Source organism: Micromonospora sp. URMC 103, from assembly GCF_051386435.1.
Lineage (GTDB): Bacteria > Actinomycetota > Actinomycetes > Mycobacteriales > Micromonosporaceae > Micromonospora.
In genome coordinates this window covers 2,241,774-2,258,639 of sequence record NZ_JBPQTR010000005.1, presented here as the reverse complement: position 1 = coordinate 2,258,639, position 16,866 = coordinate 2,241,774, and the positions used below count along the sequence as shown (strand labels likewise).

Sequence of the window (16,866 nt, the reverse complement as noted above, 5' to 3'; positions counted from 1 at the left end):
ATGGAGTGCGGCCGGGGTGTTCCACCCCGGCCGCACTCGATGCAAGGAGACCCCCGGTGCATTTCGATGAATTGATTGGCCACCTCGGCCAGCACACGGTCGACGGGCTTTCCAAGGGCGCCATCTACGCCCTCATCGCCCTCGGCTACACCCTCGTCTACGGCGTCCTGCGCCTGATCAACTTTGCGCACTCCGAGGTCTTCATGGTCGGCACGTTCGCGGTGCTGATCCTCTGGAACCAGCTGGGTGTGGAGAACAACCCGCCGATCGGCCAGGCGATCCTGTTCCTGGTGCTCGGTCTCATCGTCGCGGCGGTCGCCTCCGGTGGCACGGCACTGGCGATCGAGCGGATCGCCTACCGGCCGCTACGGAAGAAGAACGCGCCGCCGCTCATCTTCCTGATCACCGCGATCGGTCTGTCGCTGGTGCTGGTGGAGATCTTCGGCCAGGTGCTGCCGGAGCTGCTGGGCGGTGCGTTGCCCGCGGCGTTCGGGCGGGCCCGGCAGATCGTCGGTATGCCGACGATCATTCAGCAGGACACGCTGTTCACCGTCGGGAACACGTCGATCACCAACATCCAGCTGATCGTGCTCGTGTCGGCCGTGGTGATGATGGCGATGCTCGACTGGTTCATCAACCGCACCCGGTACGGCCGGGGCGTGCGGGCGGTGGCGCAGAACCCGGAGACGGCCGCGCTGATGGGCGTCAACCAGGAGCGCGTGATCATGCTGATCTTCGTGCTCGGCGGGATCATGGCCGGCGCGGCCGCGCTGCTGTGGAGCATGCGGTTCGGTTTCACCCAGAACAGCATCGGTTTCGTGCTGGGCCTCAAGGCGTTCACCGCCGCGGTGCTCGGCGGCATCGGCAACCTGCGCGGCGCGCTGCTCGGTGGCCTCTTCCTCGGCATCGTCGAGGTGTACGGTGCGACGCTCTTCGCGTCGAACTGGGAGGACGTCATCGCCTTCGTGGTGCTGATCGTGGTGCTGATGTTCCGGCCGACCGGTCTGTTGGGCGAGTCGCTCGGGAGGGCCCGCGCATGATCGACAAGATCCGCTCCGCGGACAGCAGCCGGGTGAGGGCGCTGAACGCCGTGGGGGACCGCTGGCGGGCGCTGCCGAAGTGGCAGCGGGCCATCGGGATCCTCGCGGTCGTGGCGATCCTCTACTACCTGCCGCTGCTCGGCATCCCGGGCCTCACCTGGCTGCGCACCGACTCGATCGCCGGCGGCAACAACTGGGCCGGTGTGCTCTTCGTCTGCGCGATCTACGTGCTGGTGGCGATCGGCCTGAACGTGGTGGTCGGCCTCGCCGGCCTGCTCGACCTCGGCTACATCGGCTTCTTCGCGATCGGCGCGTACAGCGTGGCGCTGTTCGGGTCGGTCAACTCGCCGGTGGTGAAGTGGATCCAGCAGGAGTTCGACCTGCCCCCGACGTGGGCGGTCACCTGGGCGATCTGCCTGTTCATCGCCATCGTGCTCACCATGGTCTCCGGCGTGCTGTTGGGTTGGCCGACGCTGCGGCTGCGCGGTGACTACCTGGCCATCGTGACGCTGGGCTTCGGCGAGATCATCCGGATCGTGGCCCGCAACGCGCAGGGTGTCACCAACGGCCCGCAGGGCATCTCGGCCATCCCCGGCCCGGAGGGCCCGCCGTCGGTGGACAACAAGGTGTTCGGCCTCATCGACGCGAAGCCCTGGTACTGGCTGGCCATCACGTTCGTACTGATCATGGTGTTCCTGGTCCGCCGGCTGGAGCACAGCCGGGTCGGCCGGGCGTGGCTCGCGGTGCGCGAGGACGAGGACGCGGCCGCGGTCATGGGCGTGTACCCGTTCAAGTTCAAGCTGTGGGCGTTCGCCATCGGCGCGGCGCTCGGCGGCCTGTCGGGCTTCCTGTTCGGTAGCCGGAACGCGTTCATCGACCCCACCCAGTTCAACGCGAACCTCTCCATCCTCTTCGTCGCGATGGTCGTGGTCGGCGGCTCCGGCAACATGATCGGCGTCTCGCTCGGCGCGGTGCTGCTGGCGTACCTGCCGGAGCGGTTCCGCGACTTCGCCGACTACCGGTGGCTGGTCTTCGGTCTGGCCATGGTGCTGGTCATGATCCTGCGTCCGCAGGGTCTGATCCCCAGCCGGCGGCGCGCCCGGGAGTTCAAGGACCGCGCGGCGGAAGCAGAGGAGGCGCCCGCTCATGCCTGACGAGACCACCAGCACGGTGGCGCCGAAGATCCCGGCCCAGCCGGGTCCGCGGCCGCTGCTGCTCGAGATCGACGACGTGACGCTTCGCTTCGGCGGTGTGGTCGCGCTCGACGGGATCAACTTCCAGATCCACGAGGGCGAGATCCTCGGGCTGATCGGGCCGAACGGCGCCGGCAAGACGACGTGCTTCAACGTCATGACCGGCGTGTACCGGCCGACGTCCGGGGCGGTCCGGTTCCGCGGCGAGCGGGTCACCGGCCGTAAGCCGCACCAGATCAGCCGCATGGGCATCTCCCGGACGTTCCAGAACATCCGCCTGTTCCCGGAGATGACGGCGCTGGAGAACGTCATGGTGGGGACGGACTCCCGGCACAAGACGAGCGTGCCGGGCGCGCTGTTCCGGCTCTACCGGGTGCGGCCGAAGCCGGAGGAGTTGCCGCAGGTCACCGCCGAGTCGGGCGTCGCCCGTACGTGGCAGCAGGTGCGCCGGTCGTTCGCGAAGACGTTCGGCCTGTCCCGGCACATCCTCGAGGAGCGGGCCGCCGAGGCCAAGGCGCTGGAGCTGCTGCGCTTCGTGGGGATCGCCGACCGGGCCAATGACGAGGCCCGCAACCTGCCGTACGGCTACCAGCGTCGGCTGGAGATCGCCCGCGCGCTGGCCACGGAGCCGAAGCTGATCTGCCTGGACGAGCCGGCCGCCGGCTTCAACCCGGCGGAGAAGGAGGAGCTTCTCACCCTGATCCGGAAGATCCGTGACAAGGGCCTGACCGTGCTGCTCATCGAGCACGACATGCGCCTGGTCATGGGGGTCACCGACCGGATCGTGGTGCTGGAGTTCGGCCGGAAGATCGCCGAGGGCGCGCCCGCCGAGGTGAGTCGGGACCCGAAGGTGATCGCCGCGTACCTGGGGGAGTCCGCTGATGACGCTGCTTGAGCTCGAGAACGTGACCGTCGCCTACGGCCGGATCGAGGCGCTGCACGGCATCAGCCTCCGGGTGGACGAGGGTGAGGTGGTGGCGCTGATCGGTGCGAACGGCGCCGGCAAGACCACCACCATGCGGGCCATCTCCGGCACCCGGTCGCTGTCGGCCGGGAAGATCGTGTTCAACGGCGAGGACATCAGCAAGCTGCGGGCCGACCTGCGGGTGGTCCGGGGGCTGTGCCAGTCGCCCGAGGGCCGGCAGATCTTCCCCGGCATGACGGTGATGGAGAACCTGGACATGGGGGCGTACACCCGGCGGGACTCGGCCGGCATCGCCGCCGACCTGGACCGGGTGTTGACCCTGTTCCCGCGGCTCGCCGAGCGGCGCAAGCAGGCCGGCGGCACCCTGTCCGGCGGTGAGCAGCAGATGCTGGCCGTGGGCCGGGCGCTCATGAGCCGGCCGAAGCTGCTGCTGCTGGACGAGCCGTCGATGGGTCTCGCGCCCATGGTGATCCGGCAGATCTTCGACATCATCACGGAGATCAACCAGCAGGGCACGACGATCCTGCTCGTGGAGCAGAACGCGCAGCAGGCGCTGTCCCGGGCGCACCGGGGGTACGTGCTGGAGACCGGCCGGATCGTGAAGGAGGGGTCCGGCGAGGACCTGCTGCACGACCCGGCGGTCAAGGAGGCGTACCTCGGCGTCGCCTGACGTCGCACCGCGGACGGCCGTCTCCCGGGGGTTCCCGGAGGCGGCCGTCCGTCGTTTCGCGCGGGTGGTGGCGGAGGGCGGGGATGTCGGTGGTACGGGCTAGAGTCGCCTCGTGACAGCTACGACGCCGCGCCTGCTCCTCGTCGACGGACACTCCCTGGCATACCGGGCGTTCTTCGCCCTGCCGGTGGAAAACTTCGCGACGACGACCGGGCAGCCCACCAACGCGGTCTACGGCTTCACCTCGATGCTGATCAACGTGCTGCGCGACGAGCAGCCCACGCACATCGTCGTCGCCTTCGACGTCTCCCGCCGCTCGTTCCGCACCGAGAAGTACGCGGAGTACAAGGCCGGCCGCAGCGAGACGCCGACCGACTTCAAGGGCCAGGTGAGCCTCGTGAAGGAGGTGCTCGCGGCCCTGCGCATCCCGGTGGTGGAGAAGGAGGGCTACGAGGCCGACGACGTGATCGCCACGCTCGCCTGCCAGGCCCGCGACCAGGGCATGCCGGTGCTCATCACCACCGGTGACCGCGACGCCTTCCAGCTGGTCGACGACCACATCACGGTGCTCTACCCGCGCAAGGGCGTCTCCGACCTGGCCCGGATGGACCCGGCCGCCGTCGAGGCGAAGTACGGCGTCCCCCCGCAGCGCTACCGCGACCTGGCCGCCCTGGTGGGCGAGACCAGCGACAACCTGCCGGGCGTCCCGGGCGTCGGTCCGAAGACCGCGGCGAAGTGGATCACCACGTACGGCGGGGTCGACGGCGTCGTGGCCCGGGCGGACGAGATCAAGGGCAAGGCCGGCGACAGCCTGCGCGAGCGGCTCGCCGACGTGATCCGCAACTACGAGATCAACTGCCTGGTCTCCGACCTGGAGCTGCCGCTGCGCCCCGAGGACGCCCGGTGGCCGGGGTGGGACCGGGAGGCGGTGCACCAGGTCTTCGACACCCTCGAGTTCCGCATCCTGCGCGACCGGCTCTACCAGTACCTGGAGGCGGTGGAGCCGGAGGCGGAGTCCGGGTTCGACCTGGCCGGCCAGGTGCTCACCGAGCCCGGCGCGCTGACCGGGTGGCTCGGCGCCCACGCCCCGGCCGGCACCCCGGTCGGCGTGGCGGTCAAGCTCGACACGGGCCCGAACCGCCGGCACACCGCCTCGGTGTTGGGCATGGCGTTGGCCACCGCGGGCGGTGCCGCCGTCTGGTTCGACCCGGGCCGGCTCGACGCCGCCGACGAGGCCGCACTGGCCGGCTGGCTCGCCGACGGTGAGCGTCCGAAGGTGCTGCACGACAGCAAGCCGGCCGTGCTCGCGTTCGCGGCGCACGGCTGGTCCCTGGAGGGCATCGCCCGCGACACCCAGATCGCCGCCTACCTGGCCCGCCCCGACCAGCGCTCCTACGACCTCACCGACCTCGCCCTGCGTTACCTGCACCGCGAGCTGCGGGTCGACGCCCCGGAGACCGGCCAGCTCACGCTCGAGGGGTTGGGCAACGACGGTGAGGCCGAACAGAACCTGATGCTCCAGGCCCGGGCCACCCTCGACCTCGCCGACGCCATCGACGCCGAGCTGTCCCGCGACGGCGAGCAGTCCGCACGGCTGATGGCCGGGGTGGAGCTGCCGCTCATGCGGGTGCTCGCCGAAATGGAACGCACCGGCATCGCCGCCGACACGCACTACCTGTCGGAGCTGGAGGCCCACTTCGCGGCCGAGGTGAAGGCCGCCGCGCAGGGGGCGTACGAGGCGGTCGGGCGCGAGTTCAACCTCGGCTCGCCCAAGCAGTTGCAGGAGATCCTCTTCGGCGAGCTGGGCCTGCCCAAGACCAAGAAGATCAAGACCGGCTACACCACCGACGCCGACGCGTTGCAGTGGCTCTACGCCCAGAACCCGCACCCGGTGCTCGCGCACCTGCTGCGCCACCGGGACGTGGCCAAGCTGAAGTCCACGGTGGACGGCCTGCTCAAGTCGGTCTCCGACGACGGCCGGATCCACACCACGTTCAACCAGACCGTGGCGGCCACGGGCCGGCTCTCCTCGACCGAGCCCAACCTGCAGAACATCCCGATCCGCACGGAGGAGGGGCGGCGTATCCGCCGCGCGTTCGTGGTGGGCGAGGGCTACGAGTGCCTGCTCACCGCCGACTACAGCCAGATCGAGATGCGGATCATGGCGCACCTCTCCTCGGACGACGCCCTCATCGAGGCGTTCAACTCCGGCGCCGACTTCCACGCGGCCACCGCCTCGTCGGTGTTCGACGTGCCGCTCGGCGAGGTCACGCCGGACCAGCGTCGCAAGATCAAGGCGATGAACTACGGCCTCGCGTACGGGCTCAGCGCGTTCGGCCTGTCGCAGCAGCTCGGGATCAGCACCGAAGAGGCGCGCGGTCTCATGGAGGACTACTTCGCCGGCTTCGGCGGCGTCCGTGACTACCTGCGTGAGGTGGTGGCCCGTGCCCGGCACGACGGATACACGTCCACCATCCTTGGCCGGCGCCGCTACCTGCCCGACCTCGTGAGCGACAACCGGCAGCGGCGGGAGATTGCCGAGCGGATGGCGCTCAACGCCCCGATCCAGGGCTCCGCGGCCGACATCATCAAGGTCGCCATGTTGCACGTCGAGACGGCGCTGCGGGAGGCCGGGTTGCGCTCCCGGATGCTGCTGCAGGTGCACGACGAGCTGGTGTTCGAGGTCGCGCCGGGCGAGCGGGAGGCGCTGGAGGCGCTGGTCCGCCGTGAGATGGGTGGCGCGTACCCGCTGTCGGTGCCGCTCGAGGTGTCCGTCGGCGAGGGGCGGGACTGGAACAGCGCCGACCACTGACGCGCCCACGCCGGCGGCCTCCGAGGACCGCCGGCACGGCGAGGTGGTGTCAGTCCGTCGGGTCGGCGCCCGCTGCGGTCCCGCCGGCGGCGGCGTCGTTCCGCAGAGCGGCGGCGTCCCGCGAAGCAGTGGCATCCCGCACAGCGGTGGCGTCGTTCCGCACAGCGGCGGCGTCCCGCAGAGCGGCGGCCAGACGGTCCCGCACCGCCACCTGGGCGGCGATCCGGGCGTCGAGCACGGCGAGCCGCTCCCGGCCGACCCGCAGCCCGGCCGGTGACGGCGCGGCGGTCGCCACATCCCCGTCCAGGCACGGCAGGAACACCCGGACGTCGTCCAGGGTCAGCCCGGCGGCGAGCAGGTGCCGGATGTTGCGCACCCGGGCCACGGCGCGTTCGTCGTACGCCCGGTAGCCGTTCGCGGCCCGGCGGGAGTCGATCAGCCCCTGCTCCTCGTAGTGGCGCAGCGCCCGAGGCGTGCAGCCGGTGACCCGGGCCAGCTCTCCGATCCGCACCGGGCACCGTCCTCTCACGCGACCACCGCACCACCGTCCACCGGCAGCACCACGCCGGTGACGAAGGCCGCCTCGGAATCGCAGAGCCGCAGGACCGCCCACGCTACGTCCTCGGGACGACCGATCCGGCCCAGGGGCGTGTGGTCGAGCTGCCAGCGGCGCACCGCGTCGCGTTGCTCCGGCGACAGCCCCTGATGCGCGCCGATCGGGGTGTCGACGGCGCCGGGCGCCACGGCGACAACCCGGACGTCGCGCGGGGCCAGCTCCACCGCCCAGCTGCGGGTGAGCGAGTCGAGGGCGGCCTTGCCCGCCGCGTACACCGAGCTGCCCGGCCACGCGCGCTGGCCCACGGACGTGGTCACGTTCACGATGACGCCCCGGCTGGCCGTGAGCGCCGCCACCGCGGCGGAGGCGAGCCGGACCGGCGCGAGCAGGTTGGTCTCGAGCTGTCGTCGTGCCGCCGCCTCGTCGAGCGCGTGCAGGGGCCCGCCGCCCGCGACGCCGGCGTTGTTGACCAGCACGTCCAGCCGTCCGTGCCGGTCGAGGGCCGCGGCCACGACGCGGTCCGGCGCGCCGTCGGCCGTGACGTCGGCGGGGAGCGGGGTGATCAGCGGGTGGCCGTGCGCCGTCTCGGCCAGCGGAGCGGGCCGGCGGCCCACGGCGAGGACGTGCGCGCCCACGGCACTGAAGGCCCGGGCCGTGGCCCGGCCGATCCCGGTGCCGGCCCCCGTCACGACGACGGTCCGGCGTTGCGTGTCGTTCATGCCCGCGATGGTCCGACCCTGCCGTCAGCGGCAGGGTCAACCCCGCCGGGATCCTCGGGGTGCGAGCGCGGATGCCCCGCCGGCGGTCAGGCCGTCCGGCGGCTCGTACGGCGCTCCGCGGGTTGCCGTCCCGCTCCCCGGCGGGATTTCGGCGGAGCGCCCCGGCGTTCGAGAGCCCGCCGCGACGGGCCACCGGGCGGCGGCAGCGGCGCCTTGAGCGGGTCGTGCCCCCAGTTCATGAGGGAGAAGCGCCACTTCGTCTCGCGGACGTCGCCGGAGGGGCGCTGGGCCATGTGCCGGCGCACGTAGCCGACGACCTTGCGCATGTGCCGGTAGTCGGCCTCGGAGAGGTCGCTGCGCTTGCGGCGCAGCAGGTCGATGATCTTCCGGCCGGACTCGTGCCCCACCGACTCGCCGGCCTTGGGGCCCTTCTTCCGCCAGCCCACGTGCTTGGACTCGTCCGTCTCCAGCCACTTCGACAGCTCGCCCGGTTTCATGTTCACCGCCTCGGTGAACTCCCGGTAGGTGTCGCGGCCGTCGTCACCGCTGCTCATGGCGCAGCACCTCCGGTCGGTGCGCGACGTCCCGGCCCGAGTCGTCGTTGCGGATCCGGTACTGCGGCTCGTCCTCGGACGCGTTCACGGCGTGCCCGCGTACGTGCGTCCGGTCGGTCAGCTTCTCCTTGACCACGCCGTACGCCCGGCCGCTGTGACTGGCCCAGGAGACGTGGTCACCCGCGTGGAACTCCCTCTTCTCGGCCATGCCGCCCGGGTACCCGTGGCCGGCCCGGGAAAACGGAGGCCGTCAGGGGGACAGTTCGACCTGGAACGACGCTCAGGCGGGCTTCTCGGCGACGAAGATGGCGGTGCCGGGGAAGAGCCGCCCGCGCAGCGGGCTCCACTGCCCCCAGATCCCCTCGTGCCCCTGCGGCCACTCCGGCTCCACGAGGTCGACGAGGCGGAACCCGGCGCCCACCAGCTCCCGGATCCGGTCGCCCAGAGTGCGGTGCTGCTCGACGTAGGTGGCGGCGCCGGCGTCGTCCTGCTCGACGTACGGCCGGCGGTCGAAGTACGAGTGCACCGCCCGCAGGCCGCCCTCGCCCGGGTCGTCGAGGAAGATCCACCGCATCGGGTGCGTGACCGAAAAGACCCAGCGGGCGCCGGGGCGCAGCACCCGGAACACCTCGCGCATCAGGGCCGCCGAGTCGGCGACGAACGGGATCGCCCCGAAGGCGGTGCAGGCGGTGTCGAACGCCGCGTCGGCGAACGGCAGGGCGAGCGCGTCGGCCTGCACGAGCGGCACGCGTACGCCGGTGCGCTCGGCGGCCTCCGCGGCGTGGCGCAACATGCCGGCGGAGAGGTCCATGGCCACCGGGCGGGCGCCCTGCGTGGCGAGCCACCGGGCGGCGGCCGCGGCGCCGCAGCCGACCTCCAGGATCCGGCGGCCGGCCAGCGCGCCGAGGAGGTGGACGTTCGCCTCGCGGACCCCCTCGGGGCACCAGACGAAGTCGACGTCGCCGAGGAAGTCACCGTGTTCGGCCTGGTACTCGTCGGCGTCGGCGTCCCACCACCGGCGGCTGGCCGTCCGGGCCTCGGCGTCGGCGACCCGGCGGCGGGTCACGCGGTTGTCGTCGTCCACCCGCTCACGCTAGGGCCTCGGCGGTCGCCGGGCCGCGCGGGGCCCGGACGCGTCGGGCCGGAGGTGCGGATGTGTCAGGTGTGACCGATGAGACACCCGTGACAGTTTCGGGGTGATTTCTCGGCTTTCGCAGGTCACGAGGCGATGAGCAGCGGGGAGGGCTTGCACGCTGTGGTAATGCGCAAGGTAGGCTTGACGATGCGCTCGCGGATCGTGTGCCTCGGCAGGGAGCAGGTGCGCGGTCGACGAAGCCACTGACGGCGCCACATCATTCCATCTGGCAATCGTTCGGTGTGCCAAGCGACGGGTCCGCTGGCGCGACCGGGTCACCGCGACACCACGCCTGCTGTGACATCCCATCCGACCGGAGCAACCGCCCACATGACGAGCAGCATCGAGGCTCCCTCGAGCGCCACCAAGGTCACCGTCGACGACCTCGGCTCTGAGGAGGCTTTCCTCGCCGCGATCGACGAGACCATCAAGTACTTCAACGACGGCGACATTGTCGAAGGCACCGTCGTCAAGGTCGATCGGGACGAGGTCCTGCTCGACATCGGCTACAAGACCGAGGGCGTCATCCCCTCTCGGGAGCTGTCGATCAAGCACGACGTGGACCCGGCCGAGGTCGTGTCGGTCGGTGACCACATCGAGGCCCTCGTCCTCCAGAAGGAGGACAAGGAGGGTCGGCTGATCCTCTCCAAGAAGCGGGCGCAGTACGAGCGGGCCTGGGGCACGATCGAGAAGATCAAGGACGAGGACGGCGTCGTCCGCGGTTCCGTCATCGAGGTGGTCAAGGGCGGCCTCATCCTCGACATCGGGCTGCGCGGCTTCCTGCCGGCGTCCCTGGTCGAGATGCGGCGTGTGCGTGACCTGCAGCCGTACGTCGGGCGCGAGCTCGAGGCCAAGATCATCGAGCTGGACAAGAACCGCAACAACGTGGTCCTGTCCCGCCGGGCCTGGCTGGAGCAGACCCAGTCCGAGGTGCGCACCGAGTTCCTCAACAAGCTCCAGAAGGGGCAGGTCCGCAAGGGCGTCGTGTCCTCGATCGTCAACTTCGGCGCGTTCGTCGACCTCGGCGGCGTCGACGGTCTGGTGCACGTCTCCGAGCTGTCCTGGAAGCACATCGACCACCCGTCCGAGGTCGTCGAGGTGGGCCAGGAGGTCGAGGTCGAGGTCCTGGACGTCGACCTGGACCGCGAGCGGGTCTCGCTGTCGCTGAAGGCGACGCAGGAGGACCCGTGGCGCCAGTTCGCCCGCACCCACGCGATCCAGCAGATCGTGCCCGGCAAGGTCACCAAGCTGGTGCCGTTCGGTGCGTTCGTCCGGGTCGACGACGGCATCGAGGGCCTGGTCCACATCTCCGAGCTGGCCGAGCGCCACGTGGAGATCCCGGAGCAGGTCGTCCAGGTCGGTTCCGAGGTCATGGTCAAGGTCATCGACATCGACCTCGAGCGGCGCCGAATCTCGCTGTCGCTCAAGCAGGCCAACGAGGGCTTCGTCGAGGGCGAGGAGCACTTCGACCCGACCCTCTACGGCATGGCCGCGACCTACGACGCCGAGGGCAACTACATCTACCCGGAGGGCTTCGACCCGGAGACGGGCGAGTGGCTCGAGGGGTACGAGAAGCAGCGCGAGACCTGGGAGCAGCAGTACGCCGAGGCGCGCCAGCGCTGGGAGGCGCACCAGAAGCAGGTGCAGACCTCCCGGGCCGCCGAGGCCGAGGCCGCTGCCAACCCGGCTCCGCCCGTCACCGGTGGTGCCACCACCACCAGCGCGGCCCCGAGCCGGCAGGCCGAGGAGCCCGCGGGCACCCTCGCCACCGACGAGGCGCTCGCCGCTCTGCGGGAGAAGCTCGCCGGCGGCAAGTGACCCGCTGACGACGACGGGCCCCGCCCTCCGCGATCTCCGGATCGCCGAGGGCGGGGCCTTCGCCGTTGTGGCGTGATCCACACCAGCCGTGATCGACACCAGGTCGGCGATCTGGCGGTGTCGACCACCCCGGGACACCGCCACTCCGGCGAACTGGAGTCGATCAACCCGTCGCCCGGCCGGTCAACCACGGCGTGGCCGGGCAACCACGGGTGGCCGGGGGTCCGTTTGGCGCGGCGGGCGGCGTCCGGTTGACTGGTGCCGTGCTGATGGTGGGTTTGACCGGGGGGATCGGTTCCGGCAAGAGCGCCGTGGCGGCGCGGCTCGCGGAGCGGGGCGCGGTCCTCATCGACGCCGACCGGGTCGCCCGGGAGGTGGTCGAGCCCGGCACCCCCGGGCTCGCCGAGATCGTCGACGCCTTCTCCCCGCGGGTGCTGGCCGCCGACGGGAGCCTCGACCGGGCCGCCCTCGGTGCGATCGTCTTCTCCGACGAGACGGCCCGGCGGCGGTTGGAGGCGATCACGCATCCCCGGGTACGGGCCCGGACCGCCGAGCTGGCCGCCGCGGCGGCGCCCGACGCGGTCGTGGTCAACGACGTGCCGCTCCTGGTCGAGGCGGGGCTCGCGGCCGCGTACCACCTGGTGGTCGTCGTGGAGACGGCCGTGGCCGTGCGGTTCGAGCGACTGGCCCGCGACCGGGGCATGCCCCGGTCGGAGGCCGAGCGTCGGATCGCCGCCCAGGCCGACGACGCCCGCCGGCGCGCGGCGGCCGACGTGATGCTGACCAACGACGGCAGCCTCGCCGAGCTGCACGCGGCGGTCGACGCGCTCTGGTCCGACCGCCTGCTGCCCTACGAGCGCAACGTCCGCGAGCGGCGGGTGGTCCCGTCGCAGCGGGTCGAGCTGGTCGAGTCGGATCCGACCTGGCCGCAGCAGTACGCCCGACTGGCCGCCCGGATCCGGCACGCGCTCGCACCGGCCGATCCGCGGATCGACCACATCGGCTCGACGGCGGTCCCCGGCCTGGCCGCGAAGGACGTCATCGACATCCAGCTCACCGTGCCCACCCTGGCCGAGGCGGACGGGCCGCTGGCCGAGCGGCTCGCGGACGCGGGTTTTCCGCGGATGCCGGGGGAGTGGTCGGACGACCCGCGCCCGGCGGGCGGTGAGCAGTGGGCCAAGCGGCTGCACGGCAGCGCCGACCCCGGGCGACCGGTCAACCTGCACGTCCGCGCGGCCGACTCGCCGGGCTGGCGGTACGCGTTGCTGATGCGCGACCACCTCCGTGCCGACCCGGGCCAGCGGTCCGCCTACCTGCTGCTGAAGCGGGAGCTGGCGGCCTCCGCCCCGGACAGCGTCAGCTACACCACGGCGAAGGACCCGTGGTTCGACGAGGAGCGCCTGCGGGCCGAGGAGTGGGCCGCGCAGACCGGCTGGCGTCCCTGACGACGGCCGCCCGCCCGCCCGCCGCCGTGCCGCGCCGGGTCGGGCCGTGACCGCTGGGGGGTCTCAGCGGGCGGACCCGGCGGGGGCCCTGGGCCGTGCGGGTGGCGGAAGCGCGGGAACCGCGCCGGGGTCGAGGTCGAGCTGGGCCCAGGCGCCCGGCCGGGTGGCCAGCTCCACGCGCCGGAGCAGGCCGTCGCGGTCGATCCAGTACCGCAGCGGGCCCCGGGCGGAGCGCAGCTCCACGACGTCCACCGTCCGCTCGGCGAGGGCGTCCTCGCGCACCCGCACGGCGCTGCCGCGCGGAGCGGTCCGCCCGGCGGTGAGCGCCGCGTCGACCAGCGTGTCGAGCGGGTCGGTCGCGTTCCGGTCGGATCGCCACGTCGCGTCGGCCGGCGGCGGTAGCGGCGGCCGGTCGGGCCGCTCCGGGTCGCCGGAGCCCGGCTGGTCGGCGCGGGCGGTCCCGGTCGGGTCACGCCGCAGGAGGGTCCGGCGGTCCGGTACGCCGAGGTCGGCCACGGCCAGGTAGGCGGTGCGGGAGGCCCAGTTCAGCCACCCCGACCCGCGCAGGTTCGTGTCCCGCCCGACGGGCGCGGTGAGGGTGACCGTGGCGCCGCCGCGGGCCCGTAGCCGCTGGGGCAGGCGTTCCAGCCGGCCCTGCTCGGCGGCGGTGAGCGCCCGGGGCAGCCCGGGACGGCCGCCGAGGGCGTCGACGGGGCGCAGGGTGGGCCGGTCGGCGCGGTTCAGCGCGACCGTGACCGGGCCCGCGCCGGGGAGTCGGGCCGTCAGGCGGTGCAGCCGGGCGTCCTGGTCGATCCAGTAGCGGGGCTGGCCGTCCGGGCCGCCGGTCGGCGCCGCGCCGGTCTGCCCGGGCAGTGGTGCCTGGAGGACGTCGACCGGCCCGGCCGGGCCGGTCTCGCGCGCCACCCACCGCGCCCCGGCGGCGGGCGGCACCGCCGGGTCCGGTTTGTCGGCCGCGAGGTCGAAGAGCAGGCGCAGGACGGGGGCCAGGGCGCTCCCGGCGGGCAGGTCGTGCAGGCGCCAGCGGTCCGGGGGCGGCACGAGCGGCGGCGGCGCGGCCGTCGGCACGGCCGCCGGGTCGGGACGGATCACGAGCAGCGTGGGGGTGGCCTGGAGGAGGCCGCGCTCCTCGCCCGCGCCGGGCCCGCCGACGTCCAGGTACACCAGCGGGCGCGACCAGTCGACCCAGCCCACCAGTTCCGTGCGGGAGGAGCCGCTGCCCGTGGTCACGTGCACCCCGGTGCGCAGGTCGCGGTAGTTGGTCACCCGCACCGCGGCCAGCCGTTCGGTCTCGGCCGGGGTCAGGGCGCGGGGTGGGTCGGACCGCTCGGGCGCCCAACTGAGCAGCGTGAGCACCAGCCCCACGGCGGAGAGGACGGCGACCGCGCCGAGCACCGCGAGCAGCCGACGCTGGCGGCGGGCCACGACCTTCGGCAGGAGCCCCGTGTCCTCGGGGCCGCCGACGACGCCGGACGGCACCGGCACGGTCGGCGGCCGGCCCGGGCCGGTGTCGGCGCTCGCGGGCGCGGGATCGGGTCGGGTTGCCGGTGCGGGCGAGGTGTCCACGCGTGGTGAAACGCCCGGGACGCGGGTCAGTGACGTGTGGGGCGCTCGCGGCGGCCGGTCAGCGCCTCGAGCGCGACCACCTCGGTGCGCACGCCGGACGCGCCGGGTGCTGCGACCATCGTGCCGGGGGCGGCCGGCCGGATGTGAATCGGCGGCCACCGGGCCCGGTCGGCCGCCGCGAGCGGCCTACACGGAGAGCCTAGCGGCGTGGCATGTGCCACACAATGGGAATATCGAAGCCGATCACGCGCTGTCGAAGCCGGCCGACGCTGTCGGACCTCCGGCGTACCGTTGAGGTCATGGCGCTCGACATTCCTCGGCTCGACGGCCGTTTCCAGGTCGTCAGTGAGTTCCAGCCCGCCGGCGACCAGCCGGCGGCCATCGACGACCTGGAGCGGCGCGTGCGACGCGGCGACCGCAGCACGGTCCTGCTCGGCGCCACCGGCACCGGCAAGAGCGCCACCACGGCCTGGCTCGTCGAGCGGCTGCAGCGGCCCACGCTGGTGCTGGCGCCCAACAAGACGCTCTGCGCGCAGCTGGCCAAGGAGTTCAGCGAGCTGCTGCCGCACAACGCCGTCGAATACTTCGTCTCCTACTACGACTACTACCAGCCCGAGGCCTACATCCCGCAGACCGACACCTACATCGAGAAGGACTCCTCGATCAACGAGGAGGTGGAGCGGCTGCGGCACTCGGCGACCATGTCGCTGCTGACCCGCCGTGACGTGGTCGTGGTGGCCACCGTGTCGGCGATCTACGGCCTGGGCACCCCGGAGGAGTACCTCGACCGGGCGGTCCGGGTCGCCGTGGGGCAGGAGCTCGACCGCGACCAGCTGCTGCGCCGCCTGGTCGACATCCAGTACACCCGCAACGACATGGCCTTCAACCGGGGCACCTTCCGCGTCCGCGGCGACACGCTGGAGATCATCCCGGCGTACGAGGAGCTCGCCGTGCGGATCGAGCTGTTCGGCGACGAGGTGGAGAAGCTCTACTACCTGAACCCGCTGACCGGCGACGTGGTCCGTGAGGTGGACCACCTGCTGATCTTCCCGGCGACCCACTACGCGGCGGGGCCGGAGCGGATGGAGCGGGCGATCCGCGACATCGAGACCGAGCTGGGCGAGCGGCTCGAGGAGCTGGAGCGGCAGGGCAAGCTGCTGGAGGCCCAGCGGCTGCGCATGCGCACCACCTACGACATCGAGATGATGCGGCAGGTCGGCTTCTGCTCCGGCATCGAGAACTACTCGATGCACATCGACGGCCGGCTGCCCGGCAGCCCGCCGCACTGCCTCCTCGACTACTTCCCCGACGACTTCCTCACGGTCGTCGACGAGTCGCACGTGACCATCCCGCAGATCGGCGGCATGTACGAGGGCGACGCCTCCCGCAAGCGGATGCTCATCGACCACGGCTTCCGGCTGCCCAGCGCCGCCGACAACCGGCCGCTGCGCTTCGACGAGTTCCTGGAGCGGGTCGGCCAGATGGTCTTCCTCTCCGCCACCCCGGGCTCGTGGGAGCTGGAGCAGTCCCAGGGCGAGTTCGTCGAGCAGGTGATCCGCCCGACCGGCCTGGTCGACCCGGAGGTCATCGTGAAGCCCACCAAGGGCCAGATCGACGACCTCATGCACGAGATCAAGCTGCGCACCGAGCGGGACGAGCGGGTGCTGGTCACCACGCTCACGAAGAAGATGGCCGAGGACCTCTCGGACTACCTGCTCGAGAACGGCATCCGGGTGCGCTACCTGCACTCCGAGGTCGACACGCTGCGCCGGGTGGAGCTGCTGCGCGAGCTGCGCAAGGGCGACTACGACGTGCTCGTCGGCATCAACCTGCTCCGTGAGGGCCTCGACCTGCCCGAGGTGTCGCTCGTGGCGATCCTCGACGCCGACAAGGAGGGCTTCCTGCGCAGCGGCCGGTCGCTCATCCAGACCATCGGCCGGGCGGCCCGTAACGTGTCGGGCCAGGTGCACATGTACGCCGACAAGATCACCCCGTCGATGGCGGACGCGATCGAGGAGACCAACCGTCGGCGGGCCAAGCAGATCGCCCACAACGAGGCGCACGGCATCAGCCCCGAACCGCTGCGGAAGAAGATCCACGACATCCTCGACGACATCTACCGCGAGGCGGAGGACACCGAGCAGAACACGCGGGTCGGCGGCGCGGTGCGCCAGCTCTCCCGGGGGAAGGCGCCGGTCAAGGAGACCCGCAGCCGCGGGCGGGCCGCCACCGCCACCCCGTCTCGGGAGGGGATGGCACGGGCCGACCTGGCCCAGCTCATCCAGGAGCTCAACGACCAGATGCTCGCCGCCGCACGCGAGTTGCAGTTCGAGCTGGCCGCCCGGATCCGCGACGAGATCACGGATCTCAAGAAGGAACTGCGTGGCATGGACGCCGCCGGCGTGAAGTAGGGCC

The 16,866-nt window shown here is 72.1% G+C and carries 14 protein-coding genes; 8 read left to right on the top strand and 6 right to left on the bottom strand.

What is annotated here, in order from left to right; all coding sequences use genetic code 11:
- The first annotated feature begins 56 nt into the window (after window positions 1-56).
- The 5 genes from ACSNOA_RS23600 (at window position 57) to polA (ending at window position 6,640) form a co-directional block, all read left to right on the top strand.
- Window positions 57-1,040, top strand: a complete 984-nt coding sequence (locus ACSNOA_RS23600; RefSeq protein ID WP_436661482.1) for a branched-chain amino acid ABC transporter permease — start codon at window positions 57-59, stop codon at window positions 1,038-1,040.
- Entirely contained in the window at window positions 1,037-2,194 is a 1,158-nt protein-coding gene (locus tag ACSNOA_RS23595) for a branched-chain amino acid ABC transporter permease (RefSeq protein WP_436661480.1), read from the top strand. The genes ACSNOA_RS23600 and ACSNOA_RS23595 overlap by 4 nt, the downstream gene beginning before the upstream one ends.
- Window positions 2,187-3,128 (top strand): ABC transporter ATP-binding protein, encoded by a 942-nt coding sequence (locus ACSNOA_RS23590; RefSeq protein WP_436661479.1) that lies wholly within the window; start codon window positions 2,187-2,189, stop codon window positions 3,126-3,128. Before ACSNOA_RS23595 ends, ACSNOA_RS23590 begins: the two co-directional genes overlap by 8 nt.
- On the top strand, window positions 3,115-3,828 hold the full coding sequence (locus ACSNOA_RS23585; protein WP_436661477.1) for an ABC transporter ATP-binding protein: 714 nt from the start codon (window positions 3,115-3,117) through the stop codon (window positions 3,826-3,828). The genes ACSNOA_RS23590 and ACSNOA_RS23585 overlap by 14 nt, the downstream gene beginning before the upstream one ends.
- Before the next feature lie 112 nt (window positions 3,829-3,940).
- The gene (gene polA, locus ACSNOA_RS23580; protein WP_436661476.1) at window positions 3,941-6,640 is read left to right on the top strand and encodes a DNA polymerase I; all 2,700 of its coding nucleotides are present in this window, start codon (window positions 3,941-3,943) and stop codon (window positions 6,638-6,640) included.
- A 49-nt stretch (window positions 6,641-6,689) separates the two neighbouring features.
- Here the strand turns inward: polA and ACSNOA_RS23575 are convergent, their stop codons facing one another.
- The 5 genes from ACSNOA_RS23575 to ACSNOA_RS23555 form a co-directional block, all read right to left on the bottom strand.
- Window positions 6,690-7,151, bottom strand: a complete 462-nt coding sequence (locus ACSNOA_RS23575) for a MerR family transcriptional regulator (protein ID WP_436661475.1) — start codon at window positions 7,149-7,151, stop codon at window positions 6,690-6,692.
- Between the two features lie 14 nt (window positions 7,152-7,165).
- The gene (locus tag ACSNOA_RS23570) at window positions 7,166-7,915 is read right to left on the bottom strand and encodes an SDR family NAD(P)-dependent oxidoreductase (protein ID WP_436661474.1); all 750 of its coding nucleotides are present in this window, start codon (window positions 7,913-7,915) and stop codon (window positions 7,166-7,168) included.
- Between the two features lie 86 nt (window positions 7,916-8,001).
- Window positions 8,002-8,469, bottom strand: coding sequence for a DUF3140 domain-containing protein (locus ACSNOA_RS23565; protein WP_436661472.1), 468 nt, complete (start codon window positions 8,467-8,469; stop codon window positions 8,002-8,004).
- Complete coding sequence (locus tag ACSNOA_RS23560) at window positions 8,456-8,677, bottom strand: DUF2945 domain-containing protein (protein WP_436661470.1); 222 nt, start codon at window positions 8,675-8,677, stop codon at window positions 8,456-8,458. Before ACSNOA_RS23560 ends, ACSNOA_RS23565 begins: the two co-directional genes overlap by 14 nt.
- Before the next feature lie 72 nt (window positions 8,678-8,749).
- On the bottom strand, window positions 8,750-9,553 hold the full coding sequence (locus ACSNOA_RS23555; protein ID WP_436661469.1) for a class I SAM-dependent methyltransferase: 804 nt from the start codon (window positions 9,551-9,553) through the stop codon (window positions 8,750-8,752).
- Between the two features lie 381 nt (window positions 9,554-9,934).
- Between ACSNOA_RS23555 and rpsA the strand changes: the two genes are divergently transcribed.
- Window positions 9,935-11,422, top strand: coding sequence for a 30S ribosomal protein S1 (rpsA, locus tag ACSNOA_RS23550; protein WP_120779795.1), 1,488 nt, complete (start codon window positions 9,935-9,937; stop codon window positions 11,420-11,422).
- 263 nt (window positions 11,423-11,685) lie between these two features.
- A complete protein-coding gene (gene coaE, locus ACSNOA_RS23545) occupies window positions 11,686-12,867 on the top strand; it encodes a dephospho-CoA kinase (RefSeq protein WP_436661466.1) in 1,182 nt (393 codons plus the stop codon).
- 63 nt (window positions 12,868-12,930) lie between these two features.
- Here the strand turns inward: coaE and ACSNOA_RS23540 are convergent, their stop codons facing one another.
- Window positions 12,931-14,451: a hypothetical protein gene (locus tag ACSNOA_RS23540; RefSeq protein ID WP_436661465.1), complete on the bottom strand. Its 1,521-nt coding sequence runs from the start codon at window positions 14,449-14,451 to the stop codon at window positions 12,931-12,933.
- A gap of 299 nt (window positions 14,452-14,750) precedes the next feature.
- Here ACSNOA_RS23540 and uvrB point away from each other — a divergent pair, with 299 nt between their 5' ends.
- Window positions 14,751-16,862 (top strand): excinuclease ABC subunit UvrB, encoded by a 2,112-nt coding sequence (gene uvrB, locus ACSNOA_RS23535; RefSeq protein WP_436661464.1) that lies wholly within the window; start codon window positions 14,751-14,753, stop codon window positions 16,860-16,862.
- Window positions 16,863-16,866: the final 4 nt, after the last annotated feature.

Coding starts and splice junctions, on each gene's coding strand:
- uvrB (WP_436661464.1), top strand. CDS start 14,751: ATGGCGCTCGACATTCCTCGGCTCGACGGCCGTTTCCAGGTCGTCAGT.
- ACSNOA_RS23595 (WP_436661480.1), top strand. CDS start 1,037: ATGATCGACAAGATCCGCTCCGCGGACAGCAGCCGGGTGAGGGCGCTG.
- ACSNOA_RS23590 (WP_436661479.1), top strand. CDS start 2,187: ATGCCTGACGAGACCACCAGCACGGTGGCGCCGAAGATCCCGGCCCAG.
- ACSNOA_RS23585 (WP_436661477.1), top strand. CDS start 3,115: ATGACGCTGCTTGAGCTCGAGAACGTGACCGTCGCCTACGGCCGGATC.
- ACSNOA_RS23570 (WP_436661474.1), bottom strand. CDS start 7,915: ATGAACGACACGCAACGCCGGACCGTCGTCGTGACGGGGGCCGGCACC.
- ACSNOA_RS23565 (WP_436661472.1), bottom strand. CDS start 8,469: ATGAGCAGCGGTGACGACGGCCGCGACACCTACCGGGAGTTCACCGAG.
- rpsA (WP_120779795.1), top strand. CDS start 9,935: ATGACGAGCAGCATCGAGGCTCCCTCGAGCGCCACCAAGGTCACCGTC.
- ACSNOA_RS23560 (WP_436661470.1), bottom strand. CDS start 8,677: ATGGCCGAGAAGAGGGAGTTCCACGCGGGTGACCACGTCTCCTGGGCC.